The organism is Streptomyces sp. NPDC048718, assembly GCF_043198875.1.
In the GTDB taxonomy this organism is placed as follows: Bacteria; Actinomycetota; Actinomycetes; order Streptomycetales; family Streptomycetaceae; genus Streptomyces.
On record NZ_JBICVG010000003.1, the window covers coordinates 164,498 to 180,124 of the forward strand.

At 72.8% G+C, this 15,627-nt stretch carries 13 protein-coding genes; 2 read left to right on the plus strand and 11 right to left on the minus strand.

Going from position 1 to position 15,627, the window contains the following annotated elements; all coding sequences use genetic code 11:
- Positions 1-50: 50 nt before the first annotated feature.
- The 4 genes from ACGFRB_RS06400 to ACGFRB_RS06415 all read right to left on the minus strand — a co-directional run bounded on the left by ACGFRB_RS06400 (position 51) and on the right by ACGFRB_RS06415 (position 4,020).
- Positions 51-869, minus strand: coding sequence for a DedA family protein (locus tag ACGFRB_RS06400; protein ID WP_393240561.1), 819 nt, complete (start codon positions 867-869; stop codon positions 51-53).
- A gap of 175 nt (positions 870-1,044) precedes the next feature.
- Positions 1,045-1,695 (minus strand): HNH endonuclease family protein, encoded by a 651-nt coding sequence (locus ACGFRB_RS06405; protein WP_393239784.1) that lies wholly within the window; start codon positions 1,693-1,695, stop codon positions 1,045-1,047.
- A gap of 338 nt (positions 1,696-2,033) precedes the next feature.
- Positions 2,034-3,206 carry a macrolide family glycosyltransferase gene (locus tag ACGFRB_RS06410; protein WP_393239787.1) on the minus strand — a complete coding sequence of 391 codons (1,173 nt, stop codon included), beginning with the start codon at positions 3,204-3,206 and terminating at the stop codon, positions 2,034-2,036.
- A 172-nt stretch (positions 3,207-3,378) separates the two neighbouring features.
- Positions 3,379-4,020, minus strand: coding sequence for a CatB-related O-acetyltransferase (locus ACGFRB_RS06415; RefSeq protein WP_393239790.1), 642 nt, complete (start codon positions 4,018-4,020; stop codon positions 3,379-3,381).
- Between the two features lie 299 nt (positions 4,021-4,319).
- Here ACGFRB_RS06415 and ACGFRB_RS06420 point away from each other — a divergent pair, with 299 nt between their 5' ends.
- Positions 4,320-5,384, plus strand: coding sequence for a 5-methyltetrahydropteroyltriglutamate--homocysteine methyltransferase (locus tag ACGFRB_RS06420; RefSeq protein ID WP_393239793.1), 1,065 nt, complete (start codon positions 4,320-4,322; stop codon positions 5,382-5,384).
- A gap of 221 nt (positions 5,385-5,605) precedes the next feature.
- Here the strand turns inward: ACGFRB_RS06420 and ACGFRB_RS06425 are convergent, their stop codons facing one another.
- Positions 5,606-6,277 carry an HAD-IA family hydrolase gene (locus ACGFRB_RS06425; RefSeq protein WP_363005240.1) on the minus strand — a complete coding sequence of 224 codons (672 nt, stop codon included), beginning with the start codon at positions 6,275-6,277 and terminating at the stop codon, positions 5,606-5,608.
- A 259-nt stretch (positions 6,278-6,536) separates the two neighbouring features.
- Positions 6,537-7,805, minus strand: a complete 1,269-nt coding sequence (locus tag ACGFRB_RS06430; RefSeq protein WP_393239796.1) for a peptidoglycan-binding protein — start codon at positions 7,803-7,805, stop codon at positions 6,537-6,539.
- A 276-nt stretch (positions 7,806-8,081) separates the two neighbouring features.
- Between ACGFRB_RS06430 and ACGFRB_RS06435 the strand changes: the two genes are divergently transcribed.
- Complete coding sequence (locus ACGFRB_RS06435) at positions 8,082-10,343, plus strand: MFS transporter (protein ID WP_393239799.1); 2,262 nt, start codon at positions 8,082-8,084, stop codon at positions 10,341-10,343.
- A 60-nt stretch (positions 10,344-10,403) separates the two neighbouring features.
- Here ACGFRB_RS06435 and ACGFRB_RS06440 read toward each other — a convergent pair whose 3' ends face one another.
- The 5 genes from ACGFRB_RS06440 to ACGFRB_RS06460 form a co-directional block, all read right to left on the minus strand.
- Complete coding sequence (locus ACGFRB_RS06440; RefSeq protein WP_393239802.1) at positions 10,404-11,693, minus strand: arginine deiminase; 1,290 nt, start codon at positions 11,691-11,693, stop codon at positions 10,404-10,406.
- A gap of 179 nt (positions 11,694-11,872) precedes the next feature.
- Positions 11,873-13,336: a basic amino acid/polyamine antiporter gene (locus tag ACGFRB_RS06445; RefSeq protein WP_393239805.1), complete on the minus strand. Its 1,464-nt coding sequence runs from the start codon at positions 13,334-13,336 to the stop codon at positions 11,873-11,875.
- Between the two features lie 365 nt (positions 13,337-13,701).
- Complete coding sequence (locus ACGFRB_RS06450; RefSeq protein WP_393240565.1) at positions 13,702-14,235, minus strand: GNAT family N-acetyltransferase; 534 nt, start codon at positions 14,233-14,235, stop codon at positions 13,702-13,704.
- Positions 14,236-14,240: 5 nt separating this feature from the next.
- A complete protein-coding gene (locus ACGFRB_RS06455) occupies positions 14,241-14,591 on the minus strand; it encodes an antibiotic biosynthesis monooxygenase family protein (RefSeq protein ID WP_393239808.1) in 351 nt (116 codons plus the stop codon).
- Between the two features lie 397 nt (positions 14,592-14,988).
- Complete coding sequence (locus ACGFRB_RS06460; protein WP_393239811.1) at positions 14,989-15,429, minus strand: hypothetical protein; 441 nt, start codon at positions 15,427-15,429, stop codon at positions 14,989-14,991.
- Between the last annotated feature and the right edge of the window lie 198 nt (positions 15,430-15,627).

A 15,627-nucleotide genomic window follows, 5' to 3' on the forward strand; every position in this document is an offset into this window, starting at 1 on the left:
CGGGATGCGCGGCCCGCACGGAACGGGCGCCACTCGCCGCGCGATCCCCGTCAGGTCGCCGGAGTCGCGGGCGTTCGCTCCGGGGACGTCTGGGCCTGGGGAGGAATGACCACCTGAGCGGGCCCCTGAGCGGGCCCTCGGGCGGACTTCCGACCGGACTTCTGGGCGGAGTCCGGGGCCGCAGCGGCGGCCGTGACGGTGGCTCGCGCCGGGGTCGTACGCCGGAGGGTGAGGGCCGCGAGCGAGCCCGCCAGGAACAGCGCCAGGACCGGGACGCAGGCGCCCAGCCACGTCGCGCCGAGCCAGTGGCCGCCGAGCCGGCCGAGTGTCACGCCGTACCCCGCCCAGGCCGCGGCCGCCAGGGCCGACCAGGGCAGGAAGTCGCGGGCCCGGCGCCCGGTCGCGCCGGCGCCGAGGGCGACGACCGAGCGTCCGGCCGGTGCGAAGCGGGCGAGGACGACGAGCGGGCCGCCGCCCTGGACGAGGGTCTCGCCGAGGCGTTCGCGCGCCGCGGTCAGCCGCCGCGAGCGGGTGACGGCGCGGGCGATCCGGCCCTCGCCGCGCCGGGCCAGCCGGTACGCGGCGAGATCGCCGAGGAACGAGGCCGCGGCCGCGCACAGGAGCAGCGGGAGCAGGCCCGGGACGTACGGTGCCGTGGCCCCGGCGGCCCCGGAGGCCCCGCCCGCGACGGCCCCCGAGGCCCCGGCGGTCGCGGCCGAGACGCCGGCCGAGACCGAGGTGACCGAGGCCGAGGCCGTGGCGGCGGTCACGACGAGGATCCCGCTCGGCAGGACCGGCAGGAACACGTCGAGCAGGATGGACGCCGACACCACCGCGTAGATCCACGGGCTCGCGGTCAGCGACGCCAGTGACCACCCCGTGCCGTCGAGCACGTTCACGCTGCGAGAGCCTACGCGGCGCCCGTGCGGCGCGGGCCCGCCGGGTCGTGGACCCGCGCGTCGGGCCGGATCGCGGCGCGCGAGGCGGGGCCGGGTCGGACCGGCCCGTCGGGGTCGAGCGGCCGGGGCAGCCGGGGCGGCCGGCTCAGCAGCCGTTCAGGGTCGTCTGGAGGGCGCTCTTCTCCGCCGAGTCGAGGGTGAGGTTGTAGTAGTACTTCACCTGCACCCACATGCGGGCGTACGTGCACTGGTACGCGGTGCGCGACGGCATCCACTTGGCCGGGTCCTTGTCGCTCTTGGCCTGGTTGACGTTGTCGGTGACGGCGATGAGCTGGGGGCGGGTCAGATCGTTGGCGAAGGCCTGGCGCTGCGCGGTGGTCCAGGAGTTGGCGCCCGAACGCCATGCCTCGGCGAGCGGCACGACGTGGTCGATGTCGAGGTCGGACGCGGCGGTCCAGGTGGCGCCGTCGTACTCGGAGTACCAGCTGCCGCTGGTGGCGGCGCAGTTGGCGTCGGTGGTGACGTTCACGCCGTCCCGCTTGAGGACCGTCTCGCGGGTGTTGCAGGTGCCGGACTGGGTGATCCAGTGCGGGAAGAGATCACGGCTGTAACCGGTGGAGGAACCTTCCGCCTGCACCGTCAGGGAGGCGAGGTAGGTGCGCGCGGTGGCGGCGGTGACCGGGGTGGGCGGGGAGGCCTGCGCGGCGGGCGCGGTGGCGAGGAGACCGGTCACGGTCAGGGCGGCGGACGCGGCGAGAACGGCGAAGCGACGCGCGTAGACAGTGGGGGCGGACATACGAACTCCCTTGATGTGGGGGGGCCGGTGAGCCGGAGGCCCGGCCATCGTGCCGACGCACGGTTTCCTGGAGGGGTGCGTCAGGTTACAGAGTGACGACATGTGCACGTCACATCAAGGGGGGTCAGGTGGGTTGGCGTGCTGACGCCAACATTCCGGTGGGGGCATAGAGGGGCGAGGAGGGGTGAAAGGGGCAGCGCGGCCAAGTGTCGTGCCGCCACCCCTGGTTACGGAAGGTGCCCGCGCGCGGAGGCGGCGGATGTCCGTGTGCGATGGCGGGAGGCGCGCGCCCCCGGGGTGCTGCGGGAGGGTGTGGGGAGGGCGCGCGGTCCGGCCCGTCAGGCCAGCATGTCCTCGATCACGTCGGCCGCCCGTGCCGTACCGCCCTCCGCCAGCGCGTCGGCCCGCAGCCGTGCCGACCGGCCGGCCACCTCCGGGTCCTCGGTCAGCTCGCGCAGTGCCGCCCGCAGGTTCTCGGCGGTGGCGTCCTCGGTGTCGATCCGGCGGGCCACGCCCAGCTCCACCAGCCGGTCGGCGTTCATGAACTGGTCGGTCGCCTGCGGCACCGCGATCATCGGCACCCCGGCCAGCAGCGCCTCGCCGCAGCCGCCCATGCCGGCATGGGTGACGAAGGCGTCCGCCTGCTCCAGGATCGCCCGCTGCGGGACCCACGGGTGCACCTCGACATTCGCGGGGATGGTGCCGAGCTCCGCCGGGTCGGTGTGCTTGCCGACCTGGAGGACGACATGCCAGCCGGGCAGATCGCCGAAGGCTGCCAGGCACTGCCGGTAGAACTCCGGCCGGTGCGTGAACGCCGAGCCCAGCGAGACGAGGAGGACGTTCTCCGCCTCCGCCGGCCGGGCCCACTCGTCCTTCGCCGGAGGGTCGAAGCACGGGCCGGTGAAGGTCACCGTGTCACCGTCCACCCGGTCGGAATGCGGCTGCATCGCCCGGGTGATCAGCGCGAGTGCCCGCCCCGGAGGTCCGGGGAAGGTGTCCGCGTCCAGCGTGGTCGCTCCGCAACCGGCCAGCCACGAGGCGAACTTGGCCCGGTACGCGTCGGCTCCGGGCAGCGTCCACAGCTGCGCCGCGACCTCCTCGGCGTATCCGTCCCACCCCACGAACGTCGGGGACAGCTGAAGCGCGGGCCGGCCCTGCGCCTCGGCGAGGGCGCGGGCCGCGTAGGCGCCGATGTCGTACAGATACAGGTCCGCCGGATCGTCGTCGTAGAACGCGCGCAACTGCGGCAGCGCCTGGACGGCGTCGTCGAGGAACAGCTCCATCGCGGCGATCGGGGAGTCGGGCCAGACGTTGTCGGCGAACGGCAACGTCGAGGTGAAGGGCACCAGTTCGGCCCCGGTGGGCTCGATCAGATGGGCCACCGCCGGATCGTCGGCGTATGTCACCCGATGGCCGCGGGCCACCAGTTCACGGATCACCGCGAGGCTGGGCAGCATATGGCTGACGAGGGGAACGCCGACCATCGCGATGTGGGCGCGGGGGCGGGACATGAGGCATCAACTCTTCCGGTTCGACAGTGACTTCTTCGAGGGTGCCGTGGTGTCTTCGGCGGCGGTGCGATGCGAGGGCGACTCCTCGGCGGTGACTCTTCAGCGGCGACTTCTCCGGGCTCCGGTCAGGACGCCGGTCAGGACGCCGGTCCGGGCACCGGTCAGGGCCCGGTCACCCCTTCGGGGCGGCGGCCTCCAGTTCGGCGATGCTTCCCGACATGATCGTCCGGACATGCGCGGTGATGTGCTCGGCCGGCCAGTCCCACCACGCCACCGCCAGCAGCCGGGCCACGTCCTTCTCCTCGTAACGGGTTCGGATCAGCCGGGCCGGATTGCCGCCGACGATGCCGTAGTCGGGCACGTCCCGGGTCACCACCGAGCCTGAGCCGATGATCGCGCCGTGCCCGATCCGTACGCCCGGCAGCACGGTTGTGCCGTGGCCGAACCAGACGTCGTTGCCGACCACGGTGTCCCCCCGGTTCGGGAGCCCGGTCAGCAGATCGAAGTGGTCCGCCCACGAGCCGCCCATGGTGGGGAACGGGAAGGTCGAGGGGCCGTCCATCCGGTGGTTCGCGCCGTTCATGAGGAAGCGCACGCCCGTGCCCAGCGCGCAGAACTTCCCGATGACCAGCTTCTCCGGCCCGTAGTGGTAGAGCACGTTGCGCGTCTCGAACGCCGTGGGGTCGTCCGGGTCGTCGTAGTACGAGTACTCCCCGACCTCGATCAGCGGCGATGTCACCAGCGGCTTCAGCAGCACCACCCGGGGCTGCTCGGGCATCGGATGCAGGACGGTCGGATCGGCGGGCACCGGCATGCGGAGGCTCCCTCGTCGGCGGCGGGCTGGCGGTCTGCGGGCTGGCGGGCTGGCGGTCTGGCGGTCTGCGGGCTGGCGGGGGCTGGGCGGACTGACGGTCTGGAGGAGAGAGGGGCTGACGGTCTGGCGGGACTGATCGGGGCGGCTGCGCGGAGCGAGTGGATCGGACGCGTGTACGGCCCTGCGCCATGATCGCGGGCCCGCGCTCCGACCGCATCCCCATTTGCCCGCGCGCCGAACGGGTGAACGTCGCCCGGTCCTTACCCCACCGGCCCGACCGCGTTCCTAGGGTGCCGACCATGAGCATTCCCACCGAGCCGATCGGCAGCCTTCCACGCTCGGCCGCCCTGCACCACGCACGCATCCAGCACGCCAACGGTCGGATCAACGACCAGGAGTTGGCCGAGGTCCAGGCGCAGGCCGTCGCCGACACCCTGGACAGGCTCGAGAAACTGGGCAGTCCCGTCCTCGTCGACGGAGACCAGGCCAAACCGTCGGCCGTCACCTATCCCCTGGACGGGTTCACGGGCCTCGCCCCGGACGGGGTGGTCGTCCCCTACGCCGACGGCCACAGCCGGACCCTGCCCCGGCTGAGCTCCGGACCCTTCCGATACGGGGTGCGCGCCGACTCCTATCTCCGTACCTCCCGGCAGCACACCGAACTCCCCGTCAAGGCGACCGTGGCCGCCCCCTCCGGCCTGAGCCTGCTCTATCCCGCCGACGGGCTCGCCGGCTACCCGCGCGAGACCTTCCTGGACGACCTGCTCGCCGAGTCCGAGGCCGAGATCCGGGGCTGCCTCGACGCGGGCGCGCACCGGGTCCAGCTCGACTTCGGCGAGGCCCGGCTCGCGCTGAAGCTGGATCCGTCGGGCGGCCTGCTCGACGACCTCGTCGCGCTGAACAACCGGGTCCTGGAGCGGTTCACCGAGGAGGAACGGGCCCGGATCGGCGTGCACACCCACCCGGGCGCCGACCAGGGCTCCACGCACAGCCTGGACGTCGACTACGCCGAACTGCTGCCCCGGCTGTTCCAGCTCGCCGCGGGAAGTTTCTTCCTCCAGATGGCCAGCGAGACCGATCCCGACCGGGTGCTCGGCGTCGTGGCCGGCACGCTGCGAGCCGACGCCCAAGTCTTCGTGGGGGTGACCGACCCGTTGGACCCGCGGGTCGAGACGCCCGACGAGGTACGGGACCGGGTGCTGGTCGCGGCCCGCCACCTGCCCCTTGACCGGCTCGGGACCTGCGACGACGCCGGGTTCGCGATGTACGCGGACGACACCGCGCTCTCGCGCGAGACGGCCTTCGCCAAGATCGACGCCCGGCTGCGCGGCACGGAGCGCGCCGCCCGGGACCTGGGGCTGTAGACCATACGCCCCGAAGGCCCGTGATCCGCGAGCCATGCGATCCGCACGCCGCACCGCATGAACGAACCGCATGAACAGACCGCCCCGCCTTGAAGGCGGGGCGGTCCTCTGTCGTATGGGGCCTGTCAGGCGGGGGCGGGGGCGGAGGCGGGGCGCGGGGCGCCCGGCGTCCCCGTGTGGCGGCGCGTCCCCCGTGTGAGGGTGTCCGCCGCACGTGTTCGTTACGCGGCGTCGAACCGCAGCGTGATCGAGCCGTCCTCGGCCGGCTCGATCCGGATGCCCGCCAGGTCCGGCACATGGACGTCCGGGCCGAAGGCGGCGGCCCGCGGGCCCACGCCCACGACCCGCATGCCGGCCGCGCGGCCCGCCTGGATGCCCGCCTCGGAGTCCTCGAAGACGACGCAGTCCTCCGGCGCGAAGCCCAGCTCGGCCGCGCCCTTCAGGAAGCCTTCCGGGTTCGGCTTGCTCGCGCCCACGCTCTCGGCGGTGATCCGGACATCGGGCAGCGGAAGACCCGCGGCGCCCATCCGGGCAGTGGCGAGCTTCAGATCGGCCGAGGTCACGAGGGCGTGCGGCAGCGGCGCGAGCGCCGCCAGGAACGCGGGCGCGCCCGGCACCGGCACGACCCCGTCGAGGTCGGCGGTCTCCTCGGCGAGCATGGCGCGGTTGTCGGCGTAGTTCTGCTCCATGGGGCGGTCCGGCAGCAGCGCGGCCATCGTCGCGTATCCCTGGCGCCCGTGGACCACCGTCATGACCTCGTCGGGGACAAGCCCCTGGCGCTCGGCCCAGCGCCGCCAGCAGCGTTCGACGACGGCGTCGGAGTCGACGAGCGTGCCGTCCATGTCGAGCAGCAGGGCGCGGGCGGTGAGGGACGCCGGGGTGGTGGCGGTCATGCGGGATCTCCTGGTGGGGTCGGAGATGGGAGAAAAAGTACGAAGCGGCCCCGCCCGCCGGTCAGGGTATACGGGCGGAACCACTTTGTTCGTCAACGATACAAAACCCGGGCGGGAGCCCGCCAGCCCCTTTCCACATCCCGGACCGGGGGACGGACAGGGGCGGGCGGAGCAGGGGCCGGTCCGTGGCGGGCTCGGCACCCGTCGCTGACTCGGCACCCGTCGCCTGTCACTGGTCCGCTACCGGCCTACGGGTCCGCTACCGGTCCTGGCCGCCCCGCCGGGACTCCGCCTCCAGCGCCGCGCGCGTGCTCGGCCCGTACACGCCCCGGGGGTCGCCGGTGAGGCCCCTGGTCGCCTGGAACGCCGCGACCCCGCGTTCGACCCGCCGGGTGTACGAGCCGTTCGCGGGCCCGGCGTACAGCCCGATCTGCCGCAGCCGCCCCTGGAGCTCCACCACCTCCGGGCCGGACGATCCCGGGGACAGCGTCACCACCGGCGCGGTGGTCGTGGCCGCCGTCGGGACCGGGCGGCCCGGGTGCGCCGGGTGCGTCGCCGGAGCCGTCGGAGTGGCCGGCGCGCCATTGCCGCCGGAGGATGCGGCCGGGGTGCTGGAGGCGGAGGTCGAGGCCGAGGGATCGGAGGAGCCGGTGGAGTCGGAGGCGGAGGTCGTTCCAGGGGACGGCGAGACGGACGCCGGGGTCCGGTCCGGGGCCGCGGAGGCCGAGTCGGACGCCGAGGGGGAGGGGGAGGCCGGATCGGTCGGCGCCTCGGAGACGGCGTCGTTCCCGGAGCCACTCGGGGTGACCACGGGCACGTCGGCCCGGTCGTCTGGGCCCGGATCCCCGCCGCCGACCAGCGCGGAAGCCAGCAGCGTGGTCCCGACGACCCCGGCCGCGACGACCCCGGCGATCAGGGCCCCCCGGCCCCGGTTCTTCCGGCCGTCCGGGCTCCGACGCCGACCGCCGCGCCGCCCCGCGCCCGCCGCGCCTGCCGCCCCCGGGGCGTACCCGAGGGTGTGCGTGGGCTCGTCGTCGTACGGATCGACCCCGGCGCCCCCGAACCCGGCACCCGCGCCGGCCTCGGCACCCGCGCTGGTCCCGTGACCCGCGCCGATCCCGCTCCCGGCGTCAGTCTCGTACGCCTCCTCGCTCCCGTACGTACCCTCGTACGCGCCCCCATGCCCGTACCCAGGTCCAGGCCCAGGCCCATACCCGGGCCCGTACCCCGACAGCGCGTCCGGACCCAGTTCCGCGGCCCCCGCGCCCGCCGCCCCCGCGCCCGACCCCGCCCCCGGCATCGGAACCTCCGGCGGCAGCGGGCCCGCCGGCCTCATCGCCGTCTCCGCGTCCGTCGCGCCCAGCGTCACGTACGGCCGGATCCGCAGCGGCTCGAAGTCCTCCGCCGCCCGGGCCGCGACCTGTGCCGCCTCCTGCTCCGCGGCCCGTTCGGCGGCCTGCGCCCGCGCGCGATCGCAAGCGCAGCCGGGCCGGTGCGCCCCGCACTCGGGACAGACGTGTCCGGACATCGTTGGATCCCCTCCCCAGATAGCTGCGAGCGATTATGCAGCCCGCTTCTGTCCCCCGGGCGAACACCCGTACTCCCGTGCGAGCCTCCGCAGGCCGTAACAGGACAAACGCATCAGGATGGAGGGCACGGACCGGCCGGGACTCCCCTGGACCGGGCTTGCACCGGGCTTGCACCGGGCTTGGACCGGAACAGGAGAGAGCCGGGCGAGAACCGGGGAAGAGCCGGGGAGAAGCGAAGAAGAGCCGGGGAGAACCGGAGGGAGAGCACAGAGCCCATGGCCCAGGACGTACCCGCGCCGGACCCCGGCGAAGGCCCCGCACCGAGGGGGTCACCCAGGGGGTCACCCAGGAGGTTGGGCAAGAGGACGGGAACGGGCCAGGCGAGCGGTCCGAGCGGTCCGGGCACTCCGGCGGGTGACCCGGACGGCCGAACGGGGAACGCCCCAGCGGCGGCACCCGGCGAGGGCCAGAGCCACCGCACCGTCGTCGTCGCGATCGGCGCGCTGCTCATGGGCCTGCTCCTCGCGGCCCTCGACCAGACCATCGTCTCCACCGCCCTGCCGACCATCGTCAGCGAACTCGGCGGCATGGAGCACCTGTCCTGGGTGGTCACCGCCTATCTGCTCGCCTCCACCGCCGCCACCCCCCTGTGGGGCAAACTCGGCGACCAGTACGGCCGCAAGCGCCTCTTCCAGGGCGCCATCGTCCTCTTCCTCATCGGCTCGGCGCTCTGCGGCATCGCCCGCGACATGCCGCAGCTGATCGGCTTCCGCGCGCTCCAGGGCCTCGGCGGCGGCGGGCTCATCGTGCTGTCCCAGGCGATCGTCGGCGACCTCGTCACCCCGCGCGAACGCGGCCGCTACCAGGGCCTCTTCGGTGCCGTCTTCGGCGCCAGCAGCGTCCTCGGCCCGCTGCTCGGCGGCCTGTTCACCCAGCATCTGTCCTGGCGCTGGGTCTTCTACATCAATCTCCCCATCGGCGTCGTCGCCCTCTTCGTCATCGCCACCGTCCTGCACATCCGGGTCGGCACCACCCGCCACACCATCGACTACCTCGGCACCTTCCTCATCGCCTCGATCGCCACCAGCCTGGTCCTGGTCGCCTCCCTCGGCGGCAACACCTTAGCCTGGGCCTCGCCGCAGATCATCGGACTGGCGGTGCTCGGCGGGGTGCTCCTCGTCTGGTTCGTGTTCGTGGAGCGGCGCGCCGCCGAACCCGTCCTGCCCCTCAAGCTCTTCCGGATCCGGACCTTCACCCTCGCCTCGCTCATCAGCTTCGTCATCGGCTTCGCGATGTTCGGCGCGATGACGTACCTGCCGACCTTCCTCCAGGTCGTGCACCGGGTGACCCCCACCATGTCCGGCGTGCACATGCTGCCGATGGTCGTGGGTCTGCTGTGTACGTCCACCCTCTCCGGCCAGATCGTCTCCCGCACCGGCCGCTGGAAGGTCTTCCCGATCGCCGGCACCGCCGTCACCGCCGTCGGACTGCTGTTGCTCCACCGCATGACGGAGTTCACCCCGAACTACGTGATGAGCCTCTACTTCTTCGTCTTCGGCGCCGGGCTCGGCCTCGTCATGCAGGTCCTCGTCCTCATCGTGCAGAACTCCGTCTCCTACGAGGACCTCGGCGTCGCGACCTCCGGAGCCACCTTCTTCCGTTCCGTCGGCGCCGCCTTCGGTGTCGCCGTTTTCGGCACCGTCTTCACCGACCGTCTCACCGGCAATCTGACCGACGCCCTCGCCGGCATCCCGCTCCCGTCCGGCATCGGGCCCGCGACCCTCGCCGCCGACCCGCGCGCCGTCGTCGCGCTGCCGCCCCCGCTGCGGCCCGTGGTCCTGCACGCGTACGCCACGTCCATCACCGACGTCTTCCTGTACGCGGCGCCGGTCGTCCTGGTCGCGTTCCTCGTCGCCTGGTTCCTGAAGGAGGACCGGCTGCGCGGCTCGGTCACCGCGCCCGACGCCGGCGAGACCCTCGGCACCGGACCCGTCGAGCGTTCCTCGTACGAGGAGTGCGCCCGCGCCCTGTCGGTGCTCGGCTCCCGCGCGGGCCGCCGCAAGGTGTACGAGAAGATCACCGCCCGTGCCGGGCTCGACCTGCTGCCGGCCGCGAGCTGGCTGCTGCTGCGGGTCCGCCACCACGGCGCCGTCGAACCCGGCCGGCTCGCCGAGACCGTCCCCGTACCTCTGGGGACGATCACCGAGGCCGCCGGTCAGCTGGAGGAACGGCGGCTGGTGGCGCGCGCGGGCGCGGAGCTGGTGCTCACCGAGCGGGGGGCCGAGACGGCGCTGCGGCTGGGGCGGGCGCGTGAGGAGTCACTGGCCGAACTGCTCGGCGACTGGTGGGGGCCGGACCGGCCGACGGACCTGGTCCGGCTGGTGGAAGTGCTCACCGAGGAACTGAGCGGCTCGAACGGCTTCCACGCGGACGGTACGCGGGAGGGGAAGGAGCGGAAGGAGGGGAGGGAGCCGTCGGAGGGGCGGCCGCCGTCCGGCCCGCCGGAACCGGGTGACGACGGGCGGTCTCGCGGTTAGGGCGTGTCCGGCCCCGGGCCCCGGACCTCCGTACCCGCGAGCCCCGGGACCCGTCCGGGTTCAGAACTCGACCGGATCCCGCACCAGCGGACACGTCATGCAGTGCCCGCCCCCGCGCCCCCGCCCGAGTTCGGCGCCGACGATGGTGACCACCTCGATGCCGGCCTGCCGCAGCAGCGCGTTGGTCTGGGTGTTCCGGTCGTACGTGAAGACGACCCCCGGCTCCACGGCGACGGCGTTGTTGGCGCTGTCCCACTGCTGCCGCTCGGAGGAGTACTCGTCCCCGCCGGTCTCGATGATCCGCAGCCGCGACAGCCCGAGGGCCCTCGCCACGACGTCCGTGAAGGCGGCGCCGCCCTCGTCCGTGATGTCGAGGCCGGACGGCGACACGCCGTCGCCCGGGCGCAGGGTGAAGGTGTGGACGGCGCTCATGATCTTCGGGTAGAGGGTCACGACATCGCGGTCCGCGAAGGTGAAGACGGTGTCGAGATGCATCGCGGAGCGGAGCTTCGGCATGCTCGCGACGACGACCTGCTCGGCGGCACCGTTCTCGAAGAGCGCGCGGGCGACCTGGGTGACGGCCTGGCGCGAGGTGCGTTCGCTCATGCCCATGAGGACGACCCCGTTGCCGACGGGCATGATGTCGCCGCCCTCGAGCGTGGCCTGTCCCCAGTCCTGTTCCGGATCGCCCCACCACACGGTCGCGTCCCGGTAGCCGGGATGGAAGGTGTAGACGGCCTTCATCAGGAGGGTCTCGCCATGGCGGGCGGGCCAGTACAGCGGGTTGAGGGTGACACCGCCGTACAGCCAGCAGGTGGTGTCCCGCGTGTACAGGGAATTGGGCAGCGGCGGCATCAGATACTCGCGGGCGCCGTGCCCCTCGCGCGCGAGCGCCACGTACCCGGGACGGGAGTCCTCCGGCAGGTCCGCGACGGACAGCCCGCCGATGAGGTACTCGACGAGCAGCCGGGGGCCGAGCGAGTCCAGATACGCGCGGGTGTCGTCGACCAGGCCGAGCCCCACCTCGTTCGGCACGATCTTCCGGTCGAGGAGCCAGGAGCGGGCCTCGGGGATGGCCATGGTCTCGGCGAGGAGATCGTGCAGCTCGACGACCTCGACTCCGCGCCGGGTCAGTTCGGCGACGAAGGCGGCGTGGTCGCGCTGGGCGTTCTCCACCCACATGACGTCGTCGAAGAGCAGCTCGGCGGCGTTCGTCGGGGTGAGCCTGCGGTGGGCGAGTCCGGGGGAGCAGACGAGCACCTTCCGGAGCCGTCCGACCTCGGAGTGGACGCCGAGCGCCGGACGGGCGGCGCCGGTTTCGCCAGTGGCGCCGGTGTGGGGGGTGGTCATGGGCGGCCTTTCCGGTGTCCGGTGGGGGAGAACGGATGCGAAGAGTTGTGGGAGTTACGAGAGTTACGAGAGTTACGGAAGCGAGGAGAGCGAGGGGAAGTACGGGAGAGGTGAGGCGTCCGAGAGAGGCGGACAGTGCATGAGGGGACGCTGGGACGGCGGGCACGGCGTCGGCCCGTTCACAGGCTGATCCAGCCGGTGGCGAGGGCGACGATCCCGAGCACGGCCCCCGCGACGGAGACGGCGAGGATCACCCCCTCCCTCGGCGAGAACAGCCGCCGGTTCTGCTCGCGGCGCGCCTTGACGAAGAGGAGGGTGGCCGGGGCGTAGACGATGAGGGAGACGAGGACGAACTTCAGCCCGGCGGCGTACAGCAGGAACGCCGTATAGACGGTGGCCAGGGCGGCGACGACCAGCTCGCGGCGGGTCCCGGAGCCGGCCGGCACCCCCGCCCGCTCCGGCCGCAGCGCGATCTTCAGGGCGAAGGCGGCGGCCAGGAAGAAGGGGATGAGGGTCAGGGAACTGGTCAGATCGAGGGCGAAGTTGAACGCGTCGCCGGAGAACGCGGTGACGACCAGGACGACCTGCACGAGCGACGTCGACATCAGGAGCGCCGGGACCGGTACGTCGTCGTGGCTGACCCGGGCCAGGAAACGCGGCATGTCCTCGTCCTTCGCGGCGACGAACAGCACCTCCGCGGACATCAGGGTCCAGGCGAGATACGCGCCGAGGACGGAGACGATGAGCCCGACGCTGACGAACACCTGGCCCCAGGTGCCGACCGCCGCCTCCAGGACGCCCGCCATGGACGGCTGGCGCAGATGGGCGAGTTCGGCCATGGGCAGGATGCCGTACGACACGATCGTGACCGAGGCGAAGATCGCGAAGACGCTGAGGAACCCCAGGACCGTGGCCCGCCCGACGTCCTTGCGGCGCCTGGCGTGCCGCGAGTAGACGCTGGCCCCCTCCACGCCGAGGAAGACGAACACGGTGGCCAGCATCGTGCCGCGGACCTGGGTGAACAGGGAACCGGCGTAGTCCGCGCCGCGGATGTTGTCCACGAAGACGGACGGCTTGAAGAAGACCAGGGCCAGGACGACGAAGACGAGGATGGGGACGACCTTGGCGATGGTCACGATCCGGTTGACCGCGGTCGCCTCCCTCACCCCGCGGCGGATGAGCAGGAAGAAGGACCACAGGCCGACGGAGGACAGGAGGATCGCGAGGGCCGTGTCGCCGTCGCCGAGCGCGGGCGCGATCGCCCCGATCGTCGACATGATGAGCACCCAGTACGTCACGTTGCCCACGCAGGCGCTCGCCCAGTAGCCGAAGGCGGAGAAGAACCCGAGGTACTCGCCGAAGCCCGCTTTGGCGTACGCGTAGACGCCCGCGTCGAGATCGGGCCGGCGCACCGCGAGCGCCTGGAAGACGAACGCGAGCATCAGCATCCCGAGACCCGCGACCGCCCACGCGATCAGCGCCCCCGCGACCCCCGTCTCCTGCGCGAACCGCCGCGGCAGCGAGAAGACGCCGGCCCCCACCATGGAACCGACGACCAGCGCGGTGAGCGTGGGGAGAGTGAGCTTGGCGGGCTCCGGCGCGTCGGCGGACCGGGCGTCCTCGAGGGTGTCGGCATGCGGCAAGGGGCACCTCGTCCAAGCGCTCGGTCCACGGCGGAACCGACACCGACACCGGCACCGGCACGACGAGCGGCCGCGGCTGAGGCGGCGGCTGTGGCGGTGGCTCCGGAACGGCGGGCCCCGGATCCGAACGTACGCACCGCCGGGGCCCCGGTCCCGCTGGGCGCGTCCATCCGGGCGAGGTGGGGCGGGGCGAGGCGAGGGCCGGGGGCCTTGTGGCCTGGGGCCGGGGGTCGGCCGGGCTCCGAGGGAGGCCCGACCGGAGGGATCCGACCGCCGGGACCCCACCGGCCGGACGGGAACGAGACGGGGACGAGGCAGGGGAGAAAGGGGCTGAGACAGGGGCGGGACCAGGGTCAGGCGGGTGGCTAGACAGCCGCTCCCGCGAGCTCCTTGCCGTACCAGATCTCCATGTACGGGCCGCTGCAGTACGCCGGTATCTCCGCGTACCCGTGCCGTGTGTACAGCGCCCGCGCCTCCACCAGGTCGAGCCGGGTGTTCAGCACCATCCGGGTGGCGCCCAGCTCGCGGGCCGCGTCCTCCAGGCTCCGCAGCAGCTCGCCGGCGCCGCCCTTGCCGCGGAAGCCGTGCCGCAGGAACACCCGGGTCAGCTCGGCGCGCCCGCCGTCCAGCAGGAGCACCCCGCCGCAGCCGGCGGGCTCGCCGTCGTACCGGGCGACCAGGAACCGCCCGGTCGGCGGCGCCAGCCGTTCGACACCGTCGTTCGTCAGACCCGAGTCGACCTCCGCCTTGGTCGCCGGCCGCTTCCAGTAGCGGCTGGCGACGTCGTCGTAGTACGCGCGGCGAAGAGCGGAGGCGTCGGCCGTGTCGTACGCCTCGGGGGTGAATGTCCAGCCCCGCGCCGTACCCGTCGGGCCTGCCGTATCCGCCGGGCCCGCCACCGTGCTCACTCGGCGGCCGGCTTCGGGGCCGCCTGCTGGACGACCTCGAACGACCACACGGTGGACCCGGTCGCGGCGGGCTTCGGCCGCTCGCCGCCGCCCTCGCCACCATCCTGGCCGCCACCCTGGTGACCGGCCTTCATGGGGCCGTTCATCCAGTTCTGGAAGTCCTCCTCGCTGCGCCACCGGGTGTACACCAGGTAGTTTTCGGTGCCCTCCAGCGGGCGCAGCAGCTCGAACCACTCGAAGCCGTCCGACCCCTCGACCACACCGGCGCGGGACGCGAAGCGCTTCTCCAGCACCTCACGCTGCTCGGCGGGGACGGTCAGGACGTTGATCTTCACCACACTGGCCATACGGCACCTCTCGGGAAATACGGGCAGGGCGCTGTGCCGAGCCTTGATCGCATACCCGCAGTCTCTTACATCCACCGGCGACGTGGGCGTGGACCACGTGCGGCCCCTCTCGGCGGGAGGGCCGGCGGTGACCCCGGCTGGAGCCGGCCCAGCCGCTGACCCGCCTCGCACGAGGGGACCCGCGCCTCGGGCGCGGGCCCCCTCGTGCGAGGTCGAGCTTCCCCCGCTGCGCGGGTGTGGCTGACCGGCCGGTCAGGGCGGGGGCTTCGTGGGGGTGTCCGGCGGTGCCGCGGTCGCCTTCGACGCCCATGACGACGTGGAGGCGGACCAAGCGCTTACCGGATCTCGCCGATACCGCCGGTCATCTCGTGCGTCCGGCGGTTTCGGACGGTCGGTCTCAGGACCACTTCTCCGCGCGGACGAAGGAGCCCTGCTTGCCGTAGATGTGGATCCTCAGCGCGTGGCGGGTGTTGCTGACCGTGCCCGTGGCGACGATGCCCCCGTTGGGGTTGCACCGCTTCAAGCCGCTGTCCGCGATCTTCTTCGTGCGGCCCCCGCCCAGATCCTCGGAGATCCATACGCTCATCCGGGCGTGCGTGTTGTAGCAGCGCAGGACAGCGCGCGTCTTCCTGCTCGGCGACTTGTAGGCCCTGGACGTCCACTTACCGCTCTTCTGCGCGGGGACCCAGGAGTTGCCCCAGATCGTGTGCCAGCCGGCTCGTGCCGTGACGGCCGTGACGTCCGCACTGGGGGCGGCCGTCGCCGGATTCGCCACGGCCATGCCGGAGCCGAGTACCAGCGCGACGGCCGAGAGCGTGAGGGTCTTCTTGAAACTCATGGTCGAGGTTCCTTCCGCATCGCAAAGCGGCGCCGCGGTGCGGTGCCGCGCCGGCCCGGTGATCGGCCCGACGACGACCACTCCAGCCGCCCGCACCGTTGTTCAGCAGGCCCCTTCCGCCACTTTGAACAAACACCGGGGGCCAGTTGAGAGGCCGGGGCGAGCCCTTGCCGGTGCACGCGGCGGGTTCCTATCGTG